19 protein-coding genes are annotated in these 23,921 nt (G+C 73.6%); 15 read left to right on the top strand and 4 right to left on the bottom strand.

Features of this window, described 5'->3' with window-relative positions:
• The first annotated feature begins 28 nt into the window (after positions 1 to 28).
• From AB0D74_RS15325 to mug, 4 genes are all read left to right on the top strand, one after another.
• Positions 29 to 1,516: an aldehyde dehydrogenase gene (locus tag AB0D74_RS15325; protein WP_362585527.1), complete on the top strand. Its 1,488-nt coding sequence runs from the start codon at positions 29 to 31 to the stop codon at positions 1,514 to 1,516.
• Between the two features lie 80 nt (positions 1,517 to 1,596).
• Positions 1,597 to 2,331, top strand: coding sequence for a GntR family transcriptional regulator (locus AB0D74_RS15320; protein ID WP_362585524.1), 735 nt, complete (start codon positions 1,597 to 1,599; stop codon positions 2,329 to 2,331).
• Positions 2,332 to 2,407: 76 nt separating this feature from the next.
• A complete protein-coding gene (gene purB / locus AB0D74_RS15315; RefSeq protein ID WP_362585521.1) occupies positions 2,408 to 3,859 on the top strand; it encodes an adenylosuccinate lyase in 1,452 nt (483 codons plus the stop codon).
• Between the two features lie 116 nt (positions 3,860 to 3,975).
• Positions 3,976 to 4,413, top strand: a complete 438-nt coding sequence (gene mug, locus AB0D74_RS15310) for a G/U mismatch-specific DNA glycosylase (RefSeq protein WP_362586023.1) — start codon at positions 3,976 to 3,978, stop codon at positions 4,411 to 4,413.
• A 30-nt stretch (positions 4,414 to 4,443) separates the two neighbouring features.
• Here the strand turns inward: mug and AB0D74_RS15305 are convergent, their stop codons facing one another.
• Both AB0D74_RS15305 and AB0D74_RS15300 read right to left on the bottom strand, forming a co-directional pair.
• A complete protein-coding gene (locus tag AB0D74_RS15305) occupies positions 4,444 to 5,157 on the bottom strand; it encodes an ABC transporter permease (protein ID WP_362585519.1) in 714 nt (237 codons plus the stop codon).
• Between the two features lie 2 nt (positions 5,158 to 5,159).
• A complete protein-coding gene (locus AB0D74_RS15300; RefSeq protein ID WP_362585516.1) occupies positions 5,160 to 6,083 on the bottom strand; it encodes an ATP-binding cassette domain-containing protein in 924 nt (307 codons plus the stop codon).
• A gap of 108 nt (positions 6,084 to 6,191) precedes the next feature.
• Between AB0D74_RS15300 and AB0D74_RS15295 the strand changes: the two genes are divergently transcribed.
• From AB0D74_RS15295 to AB0D74_RS15285, 3 genes are all read left to right on the top strand, one after another.
• Positions 6,192 to 7,346 carry a histidine kinase gene (locus tag AB0D74_RS15295; protein WP_362585513.1) on the top strand — a complete coding sequence of 385 codons (1,155 nt, stop codon included), beginning with the start codon at positions 6,192 to 6,194 and terminating at the stop codon, positions 7,344 to 7,346.
• A 14-nt stretch (positions 7,347 to 7,360) separates the two neighbouring features.
• Positions 7,361 to 8,011, top strand: coding sequence for a response regulator transcription factor (locus AB0D74_RS15290; RefSeq protein WP_362585510.1), 651 nt, complete (start codon positions 7,361 to 7,363; stop codon positions 8,009 to 8,011).
• Between the two features lie 101 nt (positions 8,012 to 8,112).
• A complete protein-coding gene (locus tag AB0D74_RS15285; RefSeq protein WP_362585506.1) occupies positions 8,113 to 9,270 on the top strand; it encodes an ROK family transcriptional regulator in 1,158 nt (385 codons plus the stop codon).
• Positions 9,271 to 9,354: 84 nt separating this feature from the next.
• On the opposite strand, the gene AB0D74_RS15280 is transcribed toward AB0D74_RS15285, so the two are convergent.
• Positions 9,355 to 10,116 carry a GntR family transcriptional regulator gene (locus AB0D74_RS15280; RefSeq protein WP_362585503.1) on the bottom strand — a complete coding sequence of 254 codons (762 nt, stop codon included), beginning with the start codon at positions 10,114 to 10,116 and terminating at the stop codon, positions 9,355 to 9,357.
• A gap of 578 nt (positions 10,117 to 10,694) precedes the next feature.
• On the opposite strand from AB0D74_RS15280, the gene AB0D74_RS15275 reads away from it, so the two are divergent.
• The 5 genes from AB0D74_RS15275 to AB0D74_RS15255 all read left to right on the top strand — a co-directional run bounded on the left by AB0D74_RS15275 (position 10,695) and on the right by AB0D74_RS15255 (position 19,512).
• Complete coding sequence (locus AB0D74_RS15275) at positions 10,695 to 11,525, top strand: alpha/beta fold hydrolase (protein ID WP_362585500.1); 831 nt, start codon at positions 10,695 to 10,697, stop codon at positions 11,523 to 11,525.
• 494 nt (positions 11,526 to 12,019) lie between these two features.
• Positions 12,020 to 13,600 carry an alkaline phosphatase D family protein gene (locus tag AB0D74_RS15270; RefSeq protein WP_362585498.1) on the top strand — a complete coding sequence of 527 codons (1,581 nt, stop codon included), beginning with the start codon at positions 12,020 to 12,022 and terminating at the stop codon, positions 13,598 to 13,600.
• Positions 13,601 to 13,763: 163 nt separating this feature from the next.
• The gene (locus AB0D74_RS15265) at positions 13,764 to 15,230 is read left to right on the top strand and encodes an SWIM zinc finger family protein (protein ID WP_362585495.1); all 1,467 of its coding nucleotides are present in this window, start codon (positions 13,764 to 13,766) and stop codon (positions 15,228 to 15,230) included.
• Entirely contained in the window at positions 15,230 to 17,926 is a 2,697-nt protein-coding gene (locus AB0D74_RS15260; protein ID WP_362585492.1) for a DUF6493 family protein, read from the top strand. The genes AB0D74_RS15265 and AB0D74_RS15260 overlap by 1 nt, the downstream gene beginning before the upstream one ends.
• Before the next feature lie 143 nt (positions 17,927 to 18,069).
• The gene (locus AB0D74_RS15255; protein WP_362585489.1) at positions 18,070 to 19,512 is read left to right on the top strand and encodes a GNAT family N-acetyltransferase; all 1,443 of its coding nucleotides are present in this window, start codon (positions 18,070 to 18,072) and stop codon (positions 19,510 to 19,512) included.
• A 72-nt stretch (positions 19,513 to 19,584) separates the two neighbouring features.
• On the opposite strand, the gene AB0D74_RS15250 is transcribed toward AB0D74_RS15255, so the two are convergent.
• The gene (locus tag AB0D74_RS15250) at positions 19,585 to 20,763 is read right to left on the bottom strand and encodes a PLP-dependent transferase (protein ID WP_362585486.1); all 1,179 of its coding nucleotides are present in this window, start codon (positions 20,761 to 20,763) and stop codon (positions 19,585 to 19,587) included.
• Between the two features lie 59 nt (positions 20,764 to 20,822).
• Here AB0D74_RS15250 and AB0D74_RS15245 point away from each other — a divergent pair, with 59 nt between their 5' ends.
• The 3 genes from AB0D74_RS15245 (at position 20,823) to AB0D74_RS15235 (ending at position 23,905) form a co-directional block, all read left to right on the top strand.
• Positions 20,823 to 21,314 (top strand): Lrp/AsnC family transcriptional regulator, encoded by a 492-nt coding sequence (locus AB0D74_RS15245; protein ID WP_362585483.1) that lies wholly within the window; start codon positions 20,823 to 20,825, stop codon positions 21,312 to 21,314.
• A gap of 33 nt (positions 21,315 to 21,347) precedes the next feature.
• Complete coding sequence (locus tag AB0D74_RS15240) at positions 21,348 to 23,036, top strand: DUF885 domain-containing protein (protein ID WP_362585480.1); 1,689 nt, start codon at positions 21,348 to 21,350, stop codon at positions 23,034 to 23,036.
• Between the two features lie 188 nt (positions 23,037 to 23,224).
• Positions 23,225 to 23,905 carry a hypothetical protein gene (locus tag AB0D74_RS15235; RefSeq protein ID WP_362585477.1) on the top strand — a complete coding sequence of 227 codons (681 nt, stop codon included), beginning with the start codon at positions 23,225 to 23,227 and terminating at the stop codon, positions 23,903 to 23,905.
• Positions 23,906 to 23,921 lie beyond the last annotated feature (16 nt).

The following is a 23,921-nucleotide window of genomic DNA, read 5'->3' as shown; positions in this document are numbered from 1 at the left end:
ATTCACCCGCAGCCGAGGAGCGACCTCAATGACCCCACTCCCCCGCCACGACCACTACATCGCCGGAGAATGGACCGCACCGACCTCCGGCGAGTACTTCCCCAGCCTCAACCCCACCACGGCCCAGCCCTGGTACGAGGCCGCGAACGGCACCGCCGAAGACGTCGACCGCGCCGTCCGCGCCGCCCGCACCGCCTTCGAGGACCCCCGCTGGCGCGACCTCAGCCAGACCCGCCGGGGCCGCCTGCTGCGCGACCTCGCCGACCTCATCGGCGAGCACGCCGAAGAACTCGCCCGCACCGAAACCCTCGACAACGGCAAGCTCCTGCGCGAGATGCGCGCCCAACTCGCCGGTCTCCCCGAGTACTTCCACTACTACGCCGGCCTGGCCGACAAGATCCACGGCGAGGTCGTCCCCGGCGCGAGCCGCGACCTGCTCAACTACACACTGCGCGAACCCGTCGGCGTGGTCGGCGCGATCACCCCCTGGAACTCCCCCCTCCTCCTCACCGCGACCAAGCTCGCCCCGGCCCTCGCCGCAGGCAACACCGTGGTCGTCAAGCCGTCCGAGCACACCTCGGCCTCCCTCCTCGCCCTCGCCCCGCTCTTCGAGGAGGCCGGCTTCCCGCCGGGTGTCGTCAACGTGGTCACCGGCTTCGGCCCGACCGCCGGCGGCCCCCTCACCGAGCACCCGGACGTCGCCAAGGTGACCTTCACCGGTTCCACCGAGACCGGCCGCCGTATCGCCCGCACCTGCGCCGACCGTTTCGTCCGCTGCACGCTCGAACTCGGCGGGAAGTCACCGAACATCGTCTTCCCGGACGCCGACCTGGCGTCGGCGTCGATGGGCGTGATCGCGGGGATCTTCGCGGCGGCGGGCCAGACCTGTGTGGCCGGCAGCCGGGTTCTGGTGCACAGGGACGTGTACGACGAGGTCCTGGAACGCGTCACCGCGCGCGCCGCCACCATCCGGATCGGCGACCCGCTGGAGGACTCCACCGAACTCGGCCCGCTGGCCCTCGCCGACCAGCTGGCCAAGGTCGAGTCGTACGTCGCACTCGGGCTGGCCGAGGGCGGCAAGGTGGTCTGCGGCGGGGCCCGGCCCGACACCGGCCTCGACGGCTGGTTCTACTCCCCCACGGTCTTCACCGGCACGGACAACGCGATGCGGATCTGCCGGGAGGAGATCTTCGGCCCGGTCGCCACCTTCATGCCGTTCGCGTCCGAGGAGGAGGCCCTGGCCATCGCCAACGACTCGGCGTACGGCCTGGCCGCGGGCGTGTGGACCCGGGACGTGAACCGGGTGCACCGGATGGCGGCGCGGCTGGAGGCGGGCACCGTGTGGGCCAACACCTACCGGTCGATGTCGCCGATGTCCCCGCGGTCCGGCTTCAAGAGCAGCGGCACGGGTGTCGAGCACGGCACGGAGGTGATCCGGGAGTACACGCGGCTGAAGAGCGTGTGGGTCAACACGAGCGAGGAACCGGCCGGTGATCCGTTCATCCTGCGGTCATGAACGACCCTTGTATGGCAGAGCGACCGACATCACCCCGGCCTGTTGACGACTCCCGACGACCCCGACTACGTTCACGTACCATGCAAGAACCCAGTGGCCGGGCGCGGAAGCCGCTCCAGCAGACGAGCATGCAGGCGCGCGTCGCCGAGGAGCTACGGCAGATGATCATCACCGGTGAGCTGCCGCCGCGCTCCAGCCTGTCCGAGATGGCGCTGTCGGAGACCTTCGGGGTCAGCCGTACCCCCATCCGCGAGGCCCTGAAGCAGTTGCAGATCGAGGGCCTGGTGGAGGTACGGCCGCGGGTCGGCACGTTCGTCGCGGTGCCCTCGCGGCGCGAGATCACCGAGCTGTTCCAGATGAAGGAGCTGCTGGAGGGCGCCGCGGCCCGGCTGCTCGCCTTCCGGGGCAACGTGCCCGAGGTGGCCCGGCTGCGGGACAACATGCGCGAGGCCGACGAGGCGGTGCGGGCGGGTGACGCCGAGGGGTACGGGCGGCTGGTGCACGAGTTCCACGACCTGATCGTTGTCGGCGCCGACAACACCAAGCTGGAGGCGCACTACCGCACCCTCATGAACCAGCTCGCGTACGCCCGTCTCGTCCGCACCTCGCTGGCCCAGCCGGGCCGCCTGACCGAGTCCGACCACGAGCACCACCGGGTGCTGGACCTCGTCCTCGCCAAGGACGGCGACGGTGCCGAACGGGTCATGCGCGAGCACGTCCGCCGCAGCCATCAGGCACTGCTGGCGGGAATGGACGAACGGGAGCAGGCGGAGCAGCAGAAGGGGGACCCGGGCCGGGCCGGTTCCCCGCGGTGACGGTCCCGCCCCGGCCTCACCTGCGCGTCTGCTCCGTGGACGCTCCGGAGGCGCTGCCGGGCGCCGGGTAAACTCCGTGCACGTGACTTCAGCCGCGCCCGCCAAGCCCCGTATCCCGAACGTCCTCGCCGGACGCTACGCCTCCGCCGAGCTCGCCACGCTCTGGTCGCCCGAGCAGAAGGTGAAACTGGAGCGGCAGCTCTGGCTCGCCGTGCTGCGGGCCCAGAAGGACCTCGGGATCGAGGTGCCGGACGCGGCGATCGCCGACTACGAGCGGGTTCTCGACACCGTCGACCTGGCCTCCATCGCCGAGCGCGAGAAGGTCACCCGGCACGACGTGAAGGCGCGGATCGAGGAGTTCAACGCCCTCGCCGGCCACGAGCACGTGCACAAGGGCATGACCTCCCGTGACCTGACGGAGAACGTCGAGCAGCTCCAGATCCGGCTCTCGCTGGAGCTGATGCGGGACCGTACGACGGCGGTCCTGGCCCGCCTGGGCAGGCTGGCCGGCGAGTACGCCGAGCTGGTCATGGCCGGCCGCTCGCACAACGTGGCCGCGCAGGCCACCACCCTCGGCAAGCGTTTCGCGACCGCCGCGGACGAGCTGCTGGTGGCGTACGGCCGCGTCGAGGAGCTGCTCGGCCGCTACCCGCTGCGCGGCATCAAGGGCCCGGTGGGCACCGCCCAGGACATGCTGGACCTGCTGGGCGGGGACGCGGCGAAGCTGGCCGAGCTGGAGGACCGGATCGCCGGCCACCTCGGCTTCTCGCAGGCGTTCACCTCGGTCGGCCAGGTGTATCCGCGCTCCCTGGACTACGAGGTCGTCACCGCGCTCGTACAGCTGGCCGCCGCCCCCTCCTCCCTGGCCAAGACGATCCGGCTGATGGCCGGGCACGAGCTGGTCACCGAGGGCTTCAAGCCGGGCCAGGTCGGCTCCTCGGCGATGCCGCACAAGATGAACACGCGGTCCTGCGAGCGCGTCAACGGTCTGATGGTGATCCTGCGCGGTTACGCCTCGATGACCGGCGAGCTGGCGGGCGACCAGTGGAACGAGGGCGACGTGTCCTGCTCGGTGGTGCGCCGGGTGGCCCTGCCGGACGCCTTCTTCGCGCTCGACGGCCTCCTGGAGACCTTCCTGACGGTCCTCGACGAGTTCGGCGCCTTCCCGGCCGTCGTCGCTCGGGAGCTGGACCGCTACCTCCCCTTCCTCGCCACCACCAAGGTGCTGATGGGCGCGGTGCGCGCGGGTGTCGGCCGTGAGGTCGCGCACGAGGCGATCAAGGAGAACGCCGTCGCCACCGCGCTCGCGATGCGCGAGCAGGGCGCCGAGCGCAACGACCTGCTCGACAAGCTCGCCGCCGACGAGCGGCTGCCGCTGGACCACGAGCAGCTCACCGCCCTGATGGCCGACAAGCTGTCCTTCACGGGTGCGGCGTCCGCCCAGGTCGGTGTCGTCGTCGGCCGGATCGAGGAGATCGTCAAGCAGCACCCCGAGGCCGCCGGTTACACCCCCGGAGCAATCCTCTGACCGGCCGTTCCCCCCGCTTCACCGCGGCGGACCTGGAGGCCGCCCGCGACCGTCTCGTCCCGGACGTGCTCGCGGACGGCCTGCACGTCCTGTTCTGCGGCATCAACCCCGGCCTGATGACGGCTGCCACGGGCCACCACTTCGCCCGCCCCGGCAACCGCTTCTGGCCGGTCCTGCACCTGTCCGGCTTCACCCCGAGGCTGCTGAAGCCCGCGGAACAGGACGAGTTGCTGTCGTACGGGCTCGGCATCACGAACGTGGTGGCGCGGGCGACCGCGCGGGCCGACGAGCTGACGGCGTCGGAGTACACGGAGGGCGGACGCCTGCTGACCGCGAAGGTGACGCGGGTCCGGCCGAGGTGGCTCGCGGTGGTGGGCGTCACCGCCTACCGCGCCGCCTTCGCCGACCGCGGGGCCCAGGTGGGACCGCAGGAACGGACCATCGGGGACACCCGGGTGTGGGTGCTGCCGAACCCCAGCGGGCTGAACGCGCACTGGACGGCGGCGACGATGGCAGAGGAGTTCGGACGGCTGCGAGCGGCGGCGGAGGGGTAGCTCGCGGTCCCAGTGGCACCCGGCTGGTCGTCAGGCGTCGCGCCGGCGCAGACTGCGGACTCCGGCGAGCAGTGCCGTCGCCGTCCACAGTCCGGTCACCGCGAGTCCGGCCCATGGACCCGGGGTCCCCTCCCGGCCGCTGTGCAGGACCGCTTGGCCTGCCCGGTCGGGAAGGAAGTCGGAGATGCCGGCCGACAGGTCGCCGATCACGAACGACACGATCAGCAGGAGCGGGACGAGGACGCCGAGCGTCGCGGTCCCGCTGCGCAGCACGGCCGCGACTCCCGCCGCGAACAGGGCCATCAGTGTCAGGTAGACGCCACAGCCCAGCGCACCCCGCAGCCCTTCCGGCCAGGTCGGTCCGGCTGTTCCGAGCAGGAGCCTGCCCAGCACCAGCGTGACGAGGCCGGTCACCAGGCCGACGGCGAGCACGGACAGCGCGATCGCCGTGGCCTTGGCCGCGAACCAGCGCCGCCGGTCAGGCACCGCGCAGAGGGTGAGGCGCAGGGCGGCGCCCCGGACCTCGGACGTGACGGCCGTCGCGCCGAAGGCGACCGCCGCGACCTGCCCGAAGGACACGCCGGCGAAGGCGGAGAAGAGCGGGTCGGATCCGCCGCCGGAACCGGCCGCCGAGAGCGCGGTGCACACGGCGGTGGCGGGCAGGACCGCGCACAGGGTGCCGACGAGCGGACGCAGTGTACGGATCTTGATCCACTCGGCGTGGAGCAGGGGCCGGAACGGCATGCTCAGGCCTCCTGGTGGTGCTGCGCGGTGAACTCGGCGTCCGTCGCGGTCAGGTCGAGGTAGGCCTGCTCAAGGGTGGCCTGTTCCTGGGTGAGTTCGAGCACGGGGACGGCCGCGCCGGCCAGCAGGCGGCCGAGTTCCTCCACGTGCGCGTGCCGTACCGTCCACGCCCCGTCCGCACCGCGGGCCGCGTCCCGGCCGTGCCGGGCGAGCAGTTCGGCGAGTCGTCCGTCGTCGGTGGTGCGGATCCTCGCCGCGGGCCGTACGCGCGCGTGGATGAAGTCGCGCACGGGTGTGTCGGCCAGGAGCCGGCCGCGGCCGAGGACGACGAGGTGGTCCGCGAAGGCCGCCGTCTCGCTCATGAGATGGCTGGAGACCAGCACGGTGCGGCCTTCCGCCGCCAGTCGGCGCAGCAGGTGGCGGATCCACACGATGCCTTCGGGGTCGAGGCCGTTGGAAGGTTCGTCGAGCAGCACCACCCCGGGATCACCGAGCAGGGCGGCGGCGATCCCGAGCCGCTGGCGCATCCCCAGGGAGTACGTGCGCACCCGGCGCAGGGCGGCGGGCTCGAGCCCCGTCTCCGCCAGGAGTTGGTCGACCCGGCCGGCCGGGATGCGGTTGCTCACCGCGAGGGCGCGCAGATGGTCGCGTCCGGTGCGCGAGCCGTGCGCGGCGCCCGCGTCGAGCAGGGCACCCACCCGGCGCAGGGGTTCGCGGAGTTCGGGGTACCGCCGCCCGTCGACGGTGGCCGAGCCGGAGGTGGCGTGGTCGAGGCCGAGGACGAGGCGCAGGGTGGTGGACTTCCCGGCTCCGTTGGGGCCCAGAAAACCGGTGACGCGGCCGGGGCGGACGGAGAAGGTGAGCTGGTCCACGGCCCGTCGGCCGCCGTACTCCTTGGTGAGGTCGCGCACGTCGATGGTGTTCATGCCCGACAGCCTGGTCGGGCGAGGGGGTTGGGGCCTCCCCTGCAGGCGGGGACCGTCTCCCCCGCCCGGGGGACGGCCGTTGTCGGTGGGGCCTGTCACGATGTCCGCATGATCCGCTTTCTCCGTCCGCTGCTGCGGGGGACGACGTACACGCGCCTGCTGCACCTGTGGGTGCCGTTGCTCGTCGTCGCCCTGTGGCTCTTCGTCGACCCGTCGAGGCCGTGGGTGCCCGCGCTGGCGCTGATCCCGGTCGGGCTGATCCCGGCCGTGCGCCGGGGCGAGGGGGTACAGGCGCGGCTTCTCCTGACGCCCGGTGAGGAGGAGTCGGGGATCTCGCAGACGCCGTCGGCGACCTGGCGGGACCGGGGGCGTACGGTGCTGTGGCTGGAGGCGCGGATGATCGTCGGCTCGGCGGGGGCGCTGGCTTCGGTGTGGCTCCCGGCCATCGCCTTCGACCTCGGCCGACTCGCCGCCGGGCAGACGCCCGGCGGTGTCCCGTTGCTCGACACGGCCCGGCCGCACTGGGCCTACGCCCTGCTGGTCCCGCTCCCGCTGATCGCCCTCTACGGGGTCGTCGTCGGTTTCGGGAACTTGATCACCGCGCTGGCCGGGCGGCTGCTCGGTCCGTCCGCCGCCGAGCGGCTCGCGGCCCTGGAGGAGCGCACCGAGCAGCTCCTGGAACGCACGCGTATCGCGCGCGAGTTGCACGACTCGATCGGCCATGCGCTGACGGTGGCGGTGGTGCAGGCGGGCGCGGCCCGGGCGGCGGGCGATCCGGAGTTCACCGACCGGGCGCTGGCAGCCATCGAGGAGACCGGCCGGAGCGCGCTGGCGGACCTGGAGCGGGTGCTGGGCGTGCTGCGCGAGTCCCGCCAGCAGGCCGGCGGACGGCCGACGCTCACCGAGGCCGACCGGCTCCTGGAGTCGGCGCGCGCCTCGGGCGCCGAGGTGGACGCGGAGGTCACCGGCCCGCTGGAGACGGTGCCGGGGCCGGTCTCCCGGGAGGGCTACCGCATCCTCCAGGAGGCGCTCACCAACGTGCTGCGGCACGCGGGGGCCGTGCCCGTGCGGGTCCGGGTGCGCGTGGCGGGCGGAACCCTCGACCTGGAAGTGCGCAATCCGCTTCCGGGCGCGATACCCGGGCCGGGGCGGGGCAGCGGGCTGCGCGGCATTCGCGAGCGCGCGGCTCTGCTCGGGGGCCGCGCGCGTACCGGACCGGACGGGGGCGACTGGCAGGTGCACGCCGAACTACCGGTCGGCTGATCTACGCTGACCGGATGCCGGTCACTGTTCTGCTCGTCGACGACGAGCCACTCGTCCGCGCGGGCCTGCGGGCCGTGCTGGAGGCACAGCCCGACATCAGGGTGGTCGGGGAGGCGGCGGACGGGGCAGCGGTGATCCCGCTGGTGCGGCAACTGCGGCCGGACGTGGTCGCGATGGACGTACGGATGCCGTTGCTGGACGGGATCGAGGCCACGCGCGCGGTGCTGCGCACGGTCGCGGAGCCACCGAAGATCCTCGTGGTGACCACGTTCGAGGACGACGAGTACGTGTACGAGGCGCTGCGTGCGGGCGCCGACGGGTTTCTGCTGAAGCGGGCCCGGCCGGCCGAGATCGTGCATGCGGTGCGGCTCGTCGCCGAGGGCGAGTCGTTGCTGTTCCCGGCGTCGGTGCGGCAACTCGCCGAACGGTACGGCCGGAGCGACGGGCGGGGCGCGCTGGAGTGGGCGCGGCTGACCGAGCGGGAGGCCGAGGTGCTGCGGCTCATGGCACGGGGGCTGACCAACGCCGAGATCGCCGCGCGGCTGGTCGTCGGCACCGAGACCGTGAAGTCCCATGTGGGCGCCGTCCTGGCCAAGCTCGGGGTGCGGGACCGCACCCAGGCGGTGATCGCGGCGTACGAGTCGGGGTTCGTCGGGCGCCGCTGATCGTGGATCTGCGGCAGATCGGAGGCGTCCGGCACTCGCCGGGGTCGTGGGCGTCGAAGTACGATCCGGCCAACGTGCAGGGTTAGCTGGGAGGACGGACGTTGGCGGGACTGACCGGCGGTGATCCGTCTCTGCTGCGAAGGATCAATTCCGCAGTGGTGCTGCATGCGTTGCGGGCCACCGACTGTGCGACGCTCACCGAGATCACCCGGGTGACCGGGCTGTCCCGGCCGACCGTCGAGGGGGTCGTCGAGGGGCTCATCGAGGCCGGACTGGTCGTCGAGACGGCGGCCGAGGAGGGCGCCGCCCGGCGGCAGGGGCGGCCGGCCCGGCGGTTCCGGTTCCGGGCGGAGGCCGGGCATCTGCTCGGCCTGGAGATCGGCCCGCACCGCGTCGCCGCGCTCCTGGCCGACCTGGACGGCCGGATACTGGGCGCGCAGGCCAAGGAGGTCGACGAGACGGCCGACGCGGACGAGCGGCTGGAGCGGCTGCGCACCGCCGTCGCCGAGCTGCTGCGCCGGGCCGGGGTGGCGCGCAGTTCGCTGCGGGCCGTCGGGGTCGGCACCCCGGGCATCGTCGAGGCGGACGGCCGGGTGCGGCTGGGCACCGCGCTGCCCGAGTGGACGGGGCTGCGGCTCGGCGAGCGGCTGAGCCGGTCCTTCAAGTGTCCGGTCCTGGTGGAGAACGACGCCAACGCGGCGGCCGTGGCCGAGCACTGGAAGGGCGCCGCCACCGAGTCCGACGACGTGGTGATGGTGATGGCCGGGCTGAGTCCGGGCGCCGGATCGCTGATCGGCGGGCGGCTGCACCGGGGGTACGGCGGGGCGGCCGGGGAGATCGGCGCGCTGCATCTGCTGGGCCGGGAGGTGACCCCGGAGACGCTGCTGTCCACCACCGACGAGCCGCTGCATCCGCTGGACGAGCAGGCGGTCGCCGAGGTGTTCGCGCTGGCCCGCAAGGGTGATGCGCGGGCGCGGGCGGCCGTCGACCGGTTCATCCAGCGGCTGGTGCACGACGTGGCCGCGCTGGTGCTGGCGCTGGACCCGGAGCTGGTGGTGATCGGCGGCTGGGCGGCCGGCCTCGACGGCGTCCTGGAGCCGCTGCGCCGGGAGCTCGCCCGTTACTGTCTGCGACCGCCCCGGGTGGCTCTCTCGCTGCTCGGTGAGGCGGCGGTGGCGACGGGCGCCCTGCGGCTCGCCCTCGACCATGTGGAGGAACAGCTGTTCGCGGTGGACGGGACGGTCACCGCGCGCCGCTGAGCGGCTGAGTGGCTGAGCAAGTGGGTCGGGAAAAGCGTCGCGCCCCGGCGAGGAGCCGGGGCACGACCTGGTCGGGCGCGGCGGCTAGGAGGCCTGCCGCTCGGGGCCGTGGTGGATCTCCACGCCGCCGGTGTCGCCGAAGGTCAGCCGGCAGGTGTCCGCCCGGTAGGTGGCCACGGACAGCGCGGCGGTGCGGCCGGCGGCGAGGAACCGGGTGGTGACGACCAGCACCGGGGCGCCGGGGAGACGGTCGAGTTCCTTGGCGTCGTCCGCGCGGGCCGAGCCGAGCTCCACGGCGCGGTCCTGGCCCTCCAGCTCCAGGTGCAGCAGCTCACGCAGCACCGCACGCGCGCGGGGCGCTCCCGACGGCGCGTCGATCGCCGTCAGCTCCGGGACCGAGGCCGCCGGAATGTAGAGCAGCTCGGCGGCGACCGGCTGGCCGTGCGAGACACGGGAGCGGCGCACGATGTGCACGGGCTCCTCCGCGCCTGTCTCCAGGGCTGCCGCGACGGCGGCGGGCGGCACCGCGAGGGTGCAGTCGGCGGGCTGCCAGGCGTCCCCGGGCGCGCCCGGCCAGGCGTGCTGGTCGGTGCCGACCGCCACGCCCATGCGCGGGGGCGCGACCGTCGTACCGACACCGCGGCGGCGCTGCAGCCTGCCCTCCAGTTCGAGCTGTTCGAGTGCCTGGCGGAGGGTGGCTCGGGCCACGCCGAAGCGGGCCGCGAGGTCGCGCTCGTTGGGCAGGATCTCGCCGACCGAGAACTCCGAGTCCAGTGCCTCACTGAGCACGGTCTTGAGATGCCAGTACTTCGGTTCCGGCACCGATTCCAGCTGCGTGGTCCCCACCCTGTCCTCCGCAATCGCCGTGGTCCGGCGGCGTTTTAGCGCCCTTGTTTATTAAAGGTTGTTTTACTTATCTGCGACCATAGGGCGGCGCAGACCCTTGGTCAAGACCAATCCTCGATCCCTTGGGCAACGCATAGAAAGCGGTGTCACAGAGCGTTCACGAGGCGTTCGCGCGGGTGCGTTTTCGTGACATGGCGGCAAAGCTCCCACCGCACCCGGGGAAGGGCCCCGAGCAGGAGGGCCGGCGGTCGGCGCCGCGGTCGTCACCCACCTCGGGTCCGACACGTTCGCGCATGTCAGGACGGAATCGCCCGGCGTCCCACACCCTCGGCCCAGAATGATCCGGGGACCGGACGGGACCGACGGGGACCACCGGAGACCCGCGACCCGGGCGCGGAAGTGGCCGGTGCGGTGCCCCCGGGAGGCGGGGCGGCATCCCCATTTCCATCAGGAGCCGCCCGGGGTGCGTTGACGGGGCGGACCGGCGCACGACACACCGCACCGGGGACTACCCGCGAGTAGCAATTGCTGACAAGCTGTCTACGGCGTCCGCCGAAGTCGCCAGACGAGGAGCCCCCATGTCCGCCACCGTCTCCTTCAAAGCCCCGGCCGCGCTCGGCCGGAAGGATGTGACCGTCTCGTACGCGCGCGTGGGCCGCGGCGAACCCCTGGTCCTCATCCACGGCATAGGGCATCACCGGCAGGCCTGGGACCCCGTGGTGGACATCCTCGCGACCGAGCGGGACGTGATCGCCGTGGACCTGCCCGGCTTCGGCGCCTCCCCGGCCCTTCCGGCCGGCCTCGCCTACGACCTGCCGACCACCAACGCCGTGCTCGGCGCCCTGTTCGAGGCCCTGGAGCTGGACCGGCCGCACGTGGCGGGCAACTCCCTCGGCGGGCTGCTGGCGCTGGAGCTGGGCCGCGAGAAGCTCGTACGGTCCGTGACCGCGCTCTCCCCCGCCGGGTTCTGGACCCAGGCCGAGCGGCGCTATGCCTTCGGCGTGCTCATCGCCATGCGGCGGATCGCGGAGCGGCTGCCGCTCCCGCTGATCGAGCGGCTGTCCCGGTCGGCCGCCGGGCGGGCCGCCCTGACCAGCACCATCTACGCCCGTCCGGCGCGCCGTTCACCCGACGCCGTGGTCGCCGAGACGCTGGCCCTCGCCCAGGCCCGCGGATTCGCCGAGACCCTGCGGGCGGGTTCCGCCGTCCAGTTCACCGACGACATCCCCGGCATCCCGGTCACCGTGGGCTGGGGCACCCGGGACATGCTGCTGGTGCGCCGCCAGGGGGTGCGGGCCAAGCAGATCATCCCCAAGGCCCGGCTGATCCGCCTGCCCGGCTGCGGACACTGCCCGATGAACGACGACCCGGCGCTGGTCGCCCGCGTCATCCTCGACGGCAGCCGCTGACGCACGGCCGGACGCCGGTGCGGTGTTCGTGTCCACGTCAGCGTCCGCGTCCGCGTCTACGGGCCTGAGCCTGCCTGCGGCACGGTGCGGCGCGGGGCCCCGGGGCGGCCGGGGTACGACGGCCGTCCAGGCGGGTCTGGGCCCTGCCCACCGGCGACCGGCCCGCGGAGTGGCAGCCCGGAGCACGGCCGGCCGCCGGCCGCCGGCCGGAAGCCGATGCCGATAGCCGATGCCGGAAGCCGATGCAGGAGGGCGCCTCGCGGGGCCACACGGCGGCGGTCGCCGACCGGTGACCGAGCCGCAGCCGCGCGCCCGAACCCAGCGCCACCCCGGCGCCCCCGCACCCCCGCAGGGCACCGCCAACGGCCTGCCCGGTGGAGGGACAGCGCTTGCAGTGCCGGTCAGTTGTTCACTCGCGGTTTGCGTGTGCGCTGCGGCGCCCCCGTAGTTGTGGCTGTGCACCCCTGGCCGGTTCCCGTTCTGGAGGCCCTTCCATGTCCTTTTCGCTCCCTGGCCGCCGCAGCGTGCTGCGCGGCTCGCTCGCCGCGTCGGCGGCCCTGACCCTGCCCACGGCGCTCGGTTCCGCGCCGGCGTTCGCACTGTCCGGGCGTCCCCGGGCGGACTGGGGCGTCCAGGCGGGCGACGTGACCGCCGACTCCGGCCTGGTGTGGGTCCGTTCGGACCGGCCGGCGCGGATGATCGTGGAGACCTCGGCCACCGAGTCGTTCCGCAACGCCCGCAGCTGGCACGGCCCGCTGCTCGGCGCGGACAGCGACTTCACCGGCACCACGCGGCTGCACGGGCTGCCCTCCGGTGAGCAGATCCACTACCGGGTGCGGCTCGCCGACCCCGACGACCCGCGCCGCACCGGCGAGCCGGTCACCGGCACCTTCCGCACCGCGTCCGCGCGCCGCCGCCAGGGCGTGAAGTTCCTGTGGTCCGGTGACCTGGCCGGACAGGGCTGGGGCATCAACGAGTCCATCGGCGGCTACCGCATCTTCGACGCGATGGCCAAGCTGGACCCGGACTTCTTCCTGTGCAGCGGTGACAACATCTACGCCGACGGCGTGATCACGGCTACCCAGGCGCTGCCCGACGGCAGCCTCTACCGCAACGTCACCTCCGAGGCGAAGTCGCACGTCGCGGTCACCCTGGACGACTTCCGCGGCAACTTCCGCTACAACCTGCTGGACCAGGCGCTGCGCCGGTTCAACGCCCAGGTGCCGAACGTCATCCAGTGGGACGACCACGAGGTCCGCAACAACTGGTACCCGGGCGAGGTCATCGGCACCGGCACCGCCTACCCGGCCGGCACCAGGCTGGACGACATGGCGGTTCGCTCGCGGCGGGCGTTCTCCGAGTACTTCCCGATCTCCACGATCAGCGGCCGTCCCGACGGCCGGATCTACCGGGTCCACCACCACGGCCCGCTCCTCGACGTGTTCGTACTGGACATGCGGACCTACCGCAACGCCAACTCCCCCGACGACCAGACGACCGACCCGCAGGGCATCCTCGGCGCCGAACAGCTGGCATGGCTCAAGCGCGAGCTGTCCCGGTCGCGGGCGGTGTGGAAGGTGATCGCCGCGGACATGCCGATCGGCCTGGTCGTGCCCGACCCGGTCGAGGGCAAGGCGAACTTCGAGGCCGTCGCCCAGGGCGACCCGGGCGCGCCGCTCGGCCGCGAGCTGCAGATCGCGGAGCTGCTGCGGTACATCAAGCACCGGAAGATCACCGGCACGGTGTGGCTGACGGCCGACGTCCACCACACCTCGGCCCAGCACTACGACCCGTCGCGGGCCGCGTTCAAGGACTTCGCGCCGTTCTGGGAGTTCGTCTCCGGCCCGCTGAACGCCGGTGCCTTCCCGGCCAGCGCGCTGGACGGCACCTTCGGACCCGACCGGGTGTTCGTCAAGGCGCCGACCGCCTCGAACGTGTCACCCGCCGAGGGCTACCAGTTCTTCGGCGAGGTCGACATCGACGGTGACAGCGGTGAACTGACGGTGCGTCTGCGCGAGTACGACGGCACCGTGCTGTTCACGCAGACCCTGCAGCCGGGCCGGGTCGGCCAGTAACTCCCGTACGCTTTTTCCAGGGCCGCGCACCGGCGTCATCCCCCGGTGCGCGGCCCTGCCGCATCTTTCGGCACACCGTTCCCCGACTCCGCGAACCCGCCGTCGCACAGCATGTTTTCGCAGGTCGGAGCGATTGTCAGTGGTCGCCTCTACGGTTTTTCCCATGACGCGATCTTCACAGGCCGTGGCCTATCGCCAACCCTCCGTGCTGCGCTCCGGCGCCGACGGCCGCCACCTCGGTCTCGAGACCTCCCGGGGTGCGACGCCCACCGGGGTCGAGGACCATCCGCGGTTCTTCGCGGGGTTCCTGACCTCGCCTCAGGTGGCCGCGGCCGGGCTGCTCGCGGTGGCCGACGTGGCGGCGGCGCGGTACTACCAGCCGCAGCTGCGCGCCTCGCTGGACCCGGTGGTGACGGGCAACGGCGACCGGCTGCGCTTCGAGTCCTTCTCCGGCTGCGGCGGGGTGTACGCCCGGCTGGACGTCCTCGGCCCGGGACTGGACGGCGGCGAGGTGGGCCAGGGCACGACGAACGTCGACGTCAACAACCCGCTGCGGGAGGCGCTCTCCCGGCTCGGCTCGGACGATCCGCTCCATCTGCGGGTCGGCCCCGAGGAGTTGGCGGTGACCACGCTGGACGGCCCGGTGGTGGAGAAGAAGGTCCCGCTCCCGGACCGCTGGCTGCGCGGCTTCGCGGAGGCGCAGGTCGTGGCCGCCGGGTTCGATCTGCGGGCCGAGCTGCCGGCGGACGAGGCGGTCCGGTTCCTGCGCTCGCTCCCCCGCGGCGGCACCGGGCGCCGGGGCTCGGCCGGTCCCGGCTGGGTGGTACCGGTGGGCCGGGGGCTGCGGCCGACGACCCGGCCGGTGCCGGGCGCGGTGTGCCTGCCGGGACCGGAGCGGCTGGGCGCGCTGCAGCGGGTGCTGCGCCATGCGACGGCCCTGCGCGTCTACGGCCCGCAGGGAGGCCTGGCCGCCTCCGGTACGGCCGCCGCCTGGGAGATCGTCCTGCCGGGCATGCGGCTCACGCTGACCCTGTCGCCGGACGCGGCCCGGGGGTTCTCGGGCGAGGGCGGTGTGCTGGACTCGCTCGCCACCGGCGAGGCCGCCGAGGACGCGGAGCTGATCGCGGTCCTGCTGGCCTGGGAGCCCCGTGTCGACGTCGCCGACCTGGCCGCCGCCTCCGGGCTCACCGCGGACCGGGTCCGCGCGGCCCTGGTCCGCCTCGGCACCTCGGGACGGGTCGGCTACGACACGGCGGAGGCCGCCTACTTCCACCGCGAACTGCCCTACGACGCGGGGCGCGTGGAGCGGCACAACCCCCGGCTGCGGTCGGCCCGGGCGCTGGTGGCCGCGGGTGCGGTGGCCCTGGCCGGCGGGCTGGCCACGGTGACGGCCGAGGACGGTCATGTGCACCGGGTGCGGGACACGGCGGGGGTGCTGAGCTGCAGTTGCCTGTGGTGGGCGAAGTACCGGGGCGGGCGCGGTCCGTGCAAGCACGCGCTGGCGGTGCGGATGGTGCGGCGGGGGGCCGCGGCGGAACAGGACACGGCAGGGCAGGACATGGCGGCGCGGAACACGCGGGCGCGGAACACGGCGGGACAGGACATGGCGGAGATCGGCGGGGGTGCGTGATGGACGCGGTGCTTGAGGCGGTACGGGCGGGGCGCACCGGGGAGACGGCCCTCCTGGTGCGGAAGCTGTCGGATGCCGAACGGCGGGGGCTGCTGCCCGAGTTGCAGGCTCTGCGCAAGGAGTTGCGGGCCGCTCCCTGGGAGACCCGGCCCGAGCGCAGCTATCCGGCGCTCCAGGTGGCCGGGGCCATGTGCCACTCGGGGGCCGCGGCAGCCGCGACCTGGATCGCCGGGGCCGACATGCGGTGGCGGCAGGCCCCGGCGGACACGCTGCTGAAGGTGCTGGCGGACCGGGACACCGGCTGGCAGGCCGACGTGGCACGGCGGCTGGCCGCGCGGCCGGTCTCCGCGGACGTGCCGTTCCTGCTGATGGCGGGACTGGTCCGGCGTTCCGGGTGCGAGGTCCCGGTGACGGACGCCTATGTGGTCGGCTGGGTCAGGCACATCGGCCACAGCTGGGGACGGGTCTCCCTCGTCGACCGGCTGCGTGCCGAGCCCGACCTCGCGCCGCTGGTGACGGGCCTGTTCGAGCTCGCCGATCTCGGCGAGGTCCGCTGGCTGTTCGGTGAGGGTCCCGGTTCCTGGCAGAGCGCCCTCGCGGAGCTGACCGGCGCGGGCGTGCTGGAGCGCAAGTCCGTGGTCGACGCTTGTGTGGCCCGCCTGTTGCGCGGCGGCGGCCCCACCGACCACCGGATCTTCCTGCCGCTGCTGGGCCTGCTCGCCCTCACGAGGGACGAGGTGCGCGAGCGCGTCGCCGACTGGACGGCCCTGGCGAGGGACGCCGCCTCCCCGGTCGCCGCCCACGCCCAGTCGGTCCTGGCCGGCCTCGCGCTGGACGGCGGCCTCACCCCGCGGCAGCTGGCCGAGGCCTCCGAAGGCCTGCTGTTCCGTGCCGAGAAGAAGCTGGTGCGCGCCCAGCTGGTGCTGCTCGGCAAGGTGCTCGCCCGCGACGCGTCCGCGGCGGCGGAGCTGCTGCCGGTCGTGGCTCAGGCGTTCGGGCACGAGGACACCCAGGTGCAGGAGCGGGCGCTGAAGCTGGTGGAGCGGCACGCGAAGCGGCTCGACGGCGAGCCCGCGGCCCGGTCCGAGGCCGTCCGGTCCGAGATCGCCGTCGCGGCCGAGCGGTTGAGCCCTGCCCTGCGGATGCGGGCGACCGCCGTTCCGGGCATCGCGCCCGCGGCGGCGCCCGAGGCGTACGAGGAGGTGCTGCCGCCGCCTCCGGAGCCGCTCCGGCTCCCGGCCGCGCCGGATTCCGCCGTGGCACTCGCCGAGGAGGTGTCGGCCCTGCTGGCCGCGGACGGGGACGAGGACGTGGCCGCGTTCGAGCGGGCGCTGGACGGTCTGGCCCGGCACGCGCACCGCGACCAGGACGCGCTGCGGGAGGCTCTCGAACCGGTGGCGGCCACCCGCTGGTGGTGGGAGCCCGAGCCGCATCGCCGGCAGCTGTGCGAGGAGCGCTTCGGCCATACCCGGCGCGGTCTCCTCACCGCCGAGGGCGGCCTCGAACTGGTCCTGGCCACGCTGTACGGGGCCGTGAGCACGGCCACCCTGCTCGCCGGGCTGCGGAGCGGTCCGGCCGACCACGACTGCGCGCGCCACGGGTTCTCGCGCGTCCTGGACGTCCGGCTGCGGGAACTGGCCCACCGGATACGCACGGACCCGCAGCCGCTGCTCCTGGCCACACCCTCGTGGAGCACCGGGCTCCTGGAGCCGGCCGAACTCGTCGACCGGCTCGACGCCTACCGCCGCCTCGGCGCCCGGGTGGGCGAGGCAGACTTCGCCCAAGCCCTGTTGCGGGTCCGGCGCGAGGACCGTACGGCCGCTCTGGCCGCCGCCGGACGCGCGAGCGCGCTCGGCACGCCGGAGGGCGAGCGACTCGCCCGCCGGCTGTCCGCCGGGGCGCCCGCCCTCCCCGCCAACGGCCGTCGGACGTCGGGGCCGCGCATCCTGGTCGAGTCCGGTGAGGTCGGGGAACTCCTGGCGGACTTCCCCGAGGCGTTCCGGCGGCTGGGCCGGGCGTTCACGGTGTCCGACGCGGTCCGGTACTGCTACCACTGGGGCCAGGAGAACCACCGGCACTGGCTGGCCACGCTCCCGGAACTGCGGGAGATCGTCGCCGTACGGCTGGTGCACGACGTCTCCGAGGCCGCCCAGGACGACGGGAGGGGCATGGCCGCCGCCCTGCCGCTGCTCGCCGAGTCCGGCGGCCCGGCCGGCGAGAGCACGCACCTGTGCGTGGCGTACGGGCTGGGCGCCCGGCATCCGGAGGACCGGCTGGCCGCGGTGGACGCGCTGCTGGTGCTCGCCGCGCGCGGGCAGCTCGACGCCGAGCGGCTGGGCGCCGACCTCGGTCAGCTGGTCCGGCGCGGTGCGGTGAAGCCGCTGCGGCTGGCCGAGTCGGCCCGGACGGCGGCGGCCACGGGGGCGAACGCGACGATATGGGAGATGCTCCGGCACACCCTGCCCGTGCTGCTCGCCGACCTCGCGTCCGCGGGAAGCACGGGGACCGCGGGCGCCTCGGGTGCGGCCCGTGGGCTCGGGGAGTTGCTCTCGGTCGCCGCCGACTGCGCCGAGCGGTCCGGGGCCCGGGGTGAGCTGCCGCATCTGTCCGGGGCGGCGGCCCGGCGCGGCTCGTCCCGGCTGGCGGTCCAGGCCCGTCGGCTGCGGGACGCCCTGGCCGTGGCGGAGGCCGCCTGACAGGGTCAGGAACCGGTCATTTCACGGACCTCGGCACCACAAGAAACATCACAAAAGGAACGTAAGCATGCTTTACCCGTCGGTCACAGAGCGTTCGTGATCACGCAACACCGTTGCTTCACAGTGGCTGCATGAATCGGAACATGTCTGATGTGACACGCGCGCGGAACGGACGCCCCGTGCACCACTGGCGACGGGACGTCGTCGAGCTCGCCGCCCTGTTCACCGCGGTCGCGGTGGCCGACGGAGTGGCGAACCTGGTCGGGCACGGGCCCGACGGGCCGGCGCTGCTGGTGATCTCGGCGCTGGTGCTGGCCGCGACGGCCGGCTTCCACGTCTGGTGGGCGAGGCGCCCAGGTCACGCACCGCCGGTGACCGATACCGATACCGGCGCCCGGCCGGCCGTCACCGAGACACGGCGGGCCGGGGCCGGCGCGGACGCCTCGGGAACCGGCGACCGGGCGAGCACGCTGTGGCGGCTGCGGACGACGGTGCGCGACGAGCCGGGTTCGCTTGCTGCGCTGTGCGCCGCGCTCGCCGGGCACCGCGTGGACATCCTGAGCCTGCAGACGCATCCGCTGGGCGACGGCACGGTGGACGAGTTCCTGCTGCGGGCCCCGGGTGAGCTGCTCGCCGGCGAGATCACCCGGGCGGTCGCGCTGGCCGGGGGCACGGACACCTGGATCGAGCGGGCCGACGCACACGATCTGGTGGACGCGCCGACCCGGGTGCTGGGACTGGCCACTCGCACCGCCCTGGACGCGGCGGAACTTCCGCTGGCCCTCCGGCAGTTGTTGGGGAGGTGCACGATCCGCTCGCTCCCCGCCCACCCGGTCGGCGGGGCCCGGAGCCCCGAGGCGGTTCCCGTCGAGGGGGCGCTGGAGGACACCGTGATGCGGCTGCGTGCGCCGGAGGGGGGAGTGATCACCGTGGAACGGCCGTATCTCCCGTTCACGCCGACCGAGTTCGCGCGGGCGCGGGCGCTGGTGGAGCTGGACGCCCGGCTCGGGCCGCGCATCCCGCGCAGCCAGGACGTGATCTCGCTGCCCGCGGGCAGCGAGATCACGGTACGCCGGGCCGACACCGGCGACCTGGAGGCGGCGAGGGCGATGCACGAGCGCTGCTCGACACGGACCCTTGCGCTCCGCTACCACGGGCCGGTCGGGGACGCGGACCGGTACCTGAACCACCTGCTCAGCCCCCGCTTCGGCAGGACGCTGGCCGTGCAGACCGCGTCGGGCCGGATCGTCGGCCTCGGGCATCTGCTGTGGGACGGGGACGAGACCGAGGTGGCCCTGCTCGTCGAGGACGACTGGCAGCGGCGCGGCATCGGCGGCGAACTGCTGGGGCGGCTGGTGCGGATGGCCGTCGAGGCGGGCTGCGAGAGCGTGTACGCGGTGACGCAGGCGTCCAACACCGGGATGGTGGCGGCGATGAGGGCGTTGGGGTTGCCGCTCGACTACCAGATCGAGGAGGGGACGCTGGTGATCACGGCGCGGCTTGCGGCGGAGACGGAGAGTGCCGTGACTGCCGCGGGGTGGCTTTCCGGTGCGGGTGAGTTGGGGAACAACGCCGAAGCGCCGTAGGACTCTTGGTCGTTCGGCGGCTGCGGGGGCGTGGGGGCTGGTCGCGCGGTTCCCCGCGCCCCTTGCGGGGCGCTACAGCATCCCCAGTGACCGGTCCAGGTCCGCCCACAGGTCGTCCGCGTCCTCCAGGCCCACGGACAGGCGCAGCAGCCTGTCGCTCACCCCGGCGCTGCGGCGGTCTGCCTCGTCGACGACCCGGTGGCTGATGGAGGCGGGGTGCTGGATGAGGGTGTCGACGCTGCCGAGGCTGACGGCCGGGGTGATCAGCTGTACCCGGGAGATGACCTCGTGCGGGTCGTCGTACACCTCGAAGGCGATCATCGCGCCGCCCAGCCGCGGGTAGTGGACGCGGGCGACGCGCGGGTCGGCGGTGAGGCGGCGGGCCAGTTCGGCGGCGGTGGCGGAGGCGGCGCGGACCCGCACCGGGAGCGTGGCGAGGCCGCGCAGCAGCAGGTAGCCGGCGAGCGGGTGCAGGACGCCGCCGGTGGCGAACCGTATCTTCCGGAGCTGCCCGGCGAACTCCTCGTCGCAGGCGACGACCCCGGCCAGGACGTCGCCGTGACCGCCGAGGTACTTGGTGGCGCTGTGCAGGACGAGGCGTGCGCCGTGTTCCGCGGGGCGTTGCAGCACGGGGGTGGCGAAGGTGTTGTCGGCGAGCAGCGGAACCGTGCCGCAGGCGTGGGCGACGGCCCGCAGGTCGAGTTCGGCGAGGGTCGGGTTGGCCGGGGACTCGACCAGCACCAGGCCGGTGTCGGGGCGCAGCGCGTCGGTGATCCCGGCCGGGTCGGTCCAGGTGACCTCGGTGCCGAGGAGGCCGGCGGTGAGCAGGTGGTCGCTGCAGCCGTACAGGGGCCGTACCGCGACGACATGGCGCAGGCCGGTCGCGGCGCGGGCGAGGAGGACGGCGGTCAGGGCGGCCATGCCGCTGGCGAAGGCGACGGCGGACGCGGTGCCTTCGAGGCGGGCCAGGGCGGTCTCGAAGCGGGCGACCGTCGGGTTGCCGAGGCGCCCGTAGACCGGCGGTCCGGCCGGGTCCGCGCCGTCGGCGGCGAAGGCGTCGATGCGGGCGGCCTCGGCGCGGCTGTCGTACGACGGGTAGGTGGTGGACAGGTCGATCGGCGGGGCGTGCAGGCCCTGCCGGGCGAGGTCGTCGCGGCCGGCGTGCACGGCCTCGGTGGCCAGGGCGCGCGGTGTACGGAAGGCGTGGCCGCCGAGGGCCGCCGGGTCGTCGTAGGTGCTCGCTGAGTCCATGGCCGCAGGGTGAACATCCGACGGGGCGGGTGGGGCGAATCCCGTGCTACGTTCGGCCGATGGCTGATTCCGTCGTACTCGATCCGGTCGATCTGCATCTGCTGCGGCTGCTTCAGAACGACGCCCGGACCACCTACCGCGACCTCGCCGCCCAGGTGGGCGTGGCGCCGTCGACGTGTCTTGACCGGGTGACCCGACTGCGCCGCTCCGGGGTGATCCTCGGGCACCGGCTCCAGCTGGATCCGGCCAAACTCGGGCGAGGTCTGGAGGCGCTGCTGTCGGTGCAGGTCAGGCCGCACCGGCGGGAGTTGGTGGGACCGTTCGTGGAGCGGATCCGGGCGCTGCCGGAGTCGCGGACGGTGTTCCACCTGACCGGTCCCGACGACTATCTCGTGCATGTGGCCGTGGCGGACATGACGGACCTGCAGCGACTCGTCCTGGACGAGTTCACGGCCCATCGGGAGGTGGCCCGGGTGGAGACCCGGCTGATCTTCCAGAAATGGGAGTGCGGGCCGCTGCTTCCGCCGGTGCCGTCGCCGCAATCCCCGTGACGCACGGCGGTCCGTCGTACGAGGATGGACCGCATGTCACAGACCAGTAACCCGCTGCCCCGTCAGGTCGCCGACACCTTCGTCGACGAGCTCATCGCCCTCGATCCGATCACCGGTACCTTCCTCGGCGACAAGGAGAGCTCGGGCCGGCTGCCCGACACGTCGCCGGCCGGCGCGGAGGCGCTCGCCCGGCTCCAGCGCGAGACGCTCGCGAAGCTCGACGAGGCCGAACGGCAGCCCGGTGCGGACAGTGACATCGAGCGTCGCTGCGCGCGCCTGCTGCGCGAGCGGCTCACCGCCTCCCTCGCCGTGCACGAGGCCGACGAGAGCCTGCGTTCGGTCAGCAACCTGAGCTCGGTGGCGCACGCGGTGCGCCAGGTGTTCACGGTGACGCCCACCGCCACCGAGGAGGACTGGGCGGCGGTCGCCGAGCGGCTGCGTGCGGTGCCGGCCGCGCTGGAGGGCTACCGGCAGTCCCTCGAACTCGGCCTGGAGCGGAAGCTGTACGCCGGTCCGCGCGCCACCGCGACCTTCGTCGGACAGCTCGGCCAGTGGGCCGACACGGGCGACGGCAAGGGCTGGTTCGAGCAGTTCACGGCGTCCGGGCCGGAGGCGCTGCGCACCGGGCTGGACGAGGCGGCCCGCGCCGCCACCGAGGCCGTGCTGGCGCTGCGCGACTGGATGCGGGACGTGTACGCGCCCGCGATCGAGGGCACGCCGGACGTGGTGGGCCGGGAGCGGTACGCCCGCTGGGTGCGCTACTTCAACGGCACCGACCTCGATCTGGACGAGGCGTACGCGTACGGCTGGTCCGAGTACCACCGGCTGCTCGGCGAGATGAAGACCGAGGCCGAGAAGATCCTGCCCGGCGCGGCCACGCCGTGGGTGGCGCTGGCGCACCTGGACGAGCAGGGCACCCACGTCGAGGGCGTCGACGAGGTGCGCGGCTGGCTCCAGTCGCTGATGGACGAGGCCATCGAGGAGCTGGACGGCGCCCACTTCGACCTGGCCGAGCGGGTGCGCCGGGTCGAGTCCCGGATCGCTCCGCCCGGCAGCGCGGCGGCGCCGTACTACACGTCGCCGTCGGACGACTTCACGCGCCCGGGCATCACCTGGCTGCCGACCATGGGCCAGACCCGGTTCCCGGTCTACGACCTGGTGTCGACCTGGTACCACGAGGGCGTGCCCGGCCACCACCTCCAGCTGGCGCAGTGGAAGCACGTCGCCGAGGACCTCTCGCGCTACCAGGCCAGTGTGGGCATGGTCAGCGCCAACGCCGAGGGCTGGGCGCTGTACGCGGAGCGGCTGATGGACGAACTGGGCTTCCTCACCGACCCGGAGCGCCGCCTCGGCTATCTGGACGCGCAGATGATGCGGGCCGCGCGGGTCATCATCGACATCGGCATGCACCTGGAGCTGACGATCCCGGACGACTCCCCCTTCCACCCCGGGGAGCGCTGGACGCCCGCGCTGGCGCAGGAGTTCTTCGGTTCGCACAGCAGCCGGCCGGCGGACTTCGTGGAGAGCGAGCTGACCCGCTACCTGTCCATGCCGGGGCAGGCCATCGGCTACAAGCTGGGCGAACGGGCCTGGCTGCTGGGCCGGGAGCGGGCCCGGGAGCGGCGGGGCGCCGGCTTCGACCTCAAGTCCTGGCACATGGCGGCCCTCTCCCAGGGTTCGCTGGGCCTGGACGACCTGGTGGACGAGTTGTCGCAGCTGTGACGGCACGGGTCCGCGCCTGACCGGGCGGCGGCACCGGACGGGCGCCCACTGCCGGTGGGCGCCCGGCGGCGGCCGTGTCCGGGGCCGGGGCCGCACGGTCTGCCGTTCGGGGGTGCTCCGGTGGCGGCGGCCGGCGCCGACGGGCTTGCTGGTGCCGGGGGCCACCGGACACAGGAAGCGAGCCGCGGATGCAGACCTCCACGCACCCGAAGGAGCCGTTGCAGACCCCGCGCGCCGCGGGAGCGGCCGGGATCGTCTTCGCGCTGCTGCTCGCGGCGGCCATGGTGCTGATCCGGCTGGCCATCCCGCAGGGCGCCGACGCGGTCACCGCCCAGCAGCCGGATCCCACCCGGCGCAGCGCCCTCCACACCGCCCTCCTGCTGGTGCCGTTCGCCGGCATCTTCTTCCTGTGGTTCGTCGGCGCCGTCCGCTCGCACGTCGGCGACGCCGAGGACCGGTTCATGGCCACCGTCTTCCTCGGCAGCGGACTGGTCTTCACCGCCATGATGTTCGCCGCCGCCGCGGTGGCGTCGTCCGTGCTCGACACCGCTCATCCGGCGGGCACCTCGCCCTCCCGGCCCACCTGGGACTTCGGCCAGCATCTCGCCTACACGCTGATGACCGGGTACGCGATGCGGATGGCCGCCGTCTACACCTGTTCCGCCTCGGTGATCGGGCACCGCCTGCGCATCCTGCCGCGTTGGCTCACCCTGCTGGGCTTCCTCACCACCCTGGTCCTGCTGTTCGTGTCGTCCGCCGTGCCCTGGGCCGAGCTGGTGTTCCCGGCCTGGTCGCTGCTGCTCAGCGTGCACATCCTCGTGGCGGGCTTCCGCCGTGCCGCCGCGGCCCCGACGCGCCCGGCGGCCTGAGGGCTCACCCGATCGG

The sequence above is a fragment of the Streptomyces sp. NPDC048278 genome (genome assembly GCF_040652195.1).
GTDB lineage: Bacteria > Actinomycetota > Actinomycetes > Streptomycetales > Streptomycetaceae > Streptomyces.
This window is presented reverse-complemented; position numbering and strand designations above follow the sequence as displayed.

Excerpts from the sequence above, each read along its gene's own strand:
- AB0D74_RS15325 (WP_362585527.1), top strand. The coding sequence starts at position 29 with ATGACCCCACTCCCCCGCCACGACCACTACATCGCCGGAGAATGGACC.
- AB0D74_RS15320 (WP_362585524.1), top strand. The coding sequence starts at position 1,597 with ATGCAAGAACCCAGTGGCCGGGCGCGGAAGCCGCTCCAGCAGACGAGC.
- mug (WP_362586023.1), top strand. The coding sequence starts at position 3,976 with ATGACGGCTGCCACGGGCCACCACTTCGCCCGCCCCGGCAACCGCTTC.
- AB0D74_RS15305 (WP_362585519.1), bottom strand. The coding sequence starts at position 5,157 with ATGCCGTTCCGGCCCCTGCTCCACGCCGAGTGGATCAAGATCCGTACA.
- AB0D74_RS15300 (WP_362585516.1), bottom strand. The coding sequence starts at position 6,083 with ATGAACACCATCGACGTGCGCGACCTCACCAAGGAGTACGGCGGCCGA.
- AB0D74_RS15295 (WP_362585513.1), top strand. The coding sequence starts at position 6,192 with ATGATCCGCTTTCTCCGTCCGCTGCTGCGGGGGACGACGTACACGCGC.
- AB0D74_RS15290 (WP_362585510.1), top strand. The coding sequence starts at position 7,361 with ATGCCGGTCACTGTTCTGCTCGTCGACGACGAGCCACTCGTCCGCGCG.
- AB0D74_RS15275 (WP_362585500.1), top strand. The coding sequence starts at position 10,695 with ATGTCCGCCACCGTCTCCTTCAAAGCCCCGGCCGCGCTCGGCCGGAAG.
- AB0D74_RS15270 (WP_362585498.1), top strand. The coding sequence starts at position 12,020 with ATGTCCTTTTCGCTCCCTGGCCGCCGCAGCGTGCTGCGCGGCTCGCTC.
- AB0D74_RS15265 (WP_362585495.1), top strand. The coding sequence starts at position 13,764 with ATGACGCGATCTTCACAGGCCGTGGCCTATCGCCAACCCTCCGTGCTG.
- AB0D74_RS15260 (WP_362585492.1), top strand. The coding sequence starts at position 15,230 with ATGGACGCGGTGCTTGAGGCGGTACGGGCGGGGCGCACCGGGGAGACG.
- AB0D74_RS15255 (WP_362585489.1), top strand. The coding sequence starts at position 18,070 with ATGTCTGATGTGACACGCGCGCGGAACGGACGCCCCGTGCACCACTGG.
- AB0D74_RS15250 (WP_362585486.1), bottom strand. The coding sequence starts at position 20,763 with ATGGACTCAGCGAGCACCTACGACGACCCGGCGGCCCTCGGCGGCCAC.
- AB0D74_RS15245 (WP_362585483.1), top strand. The coding sequence starts at position 20,823 with ATGGCTGATTCCGTCGTACTCGATCCGGTCGATCTGCATCTGCTGCGG.
- AB0D74_RS15240 (WP_362585480.1), top strand. The coding sequence starts at position 21,348 with ATGTCACAGACCAGTAACCCGCTGCCCCGTCAGGTCGCCGACACCTTC.
- AB0D74_RS15235 (WP_362585477.1), top strand. The coding sequence starts at position 23,225 with ATGCAGACCTCCACGCACCCGAAGGAGCCGTTGCAGACCCCGCGCGCC.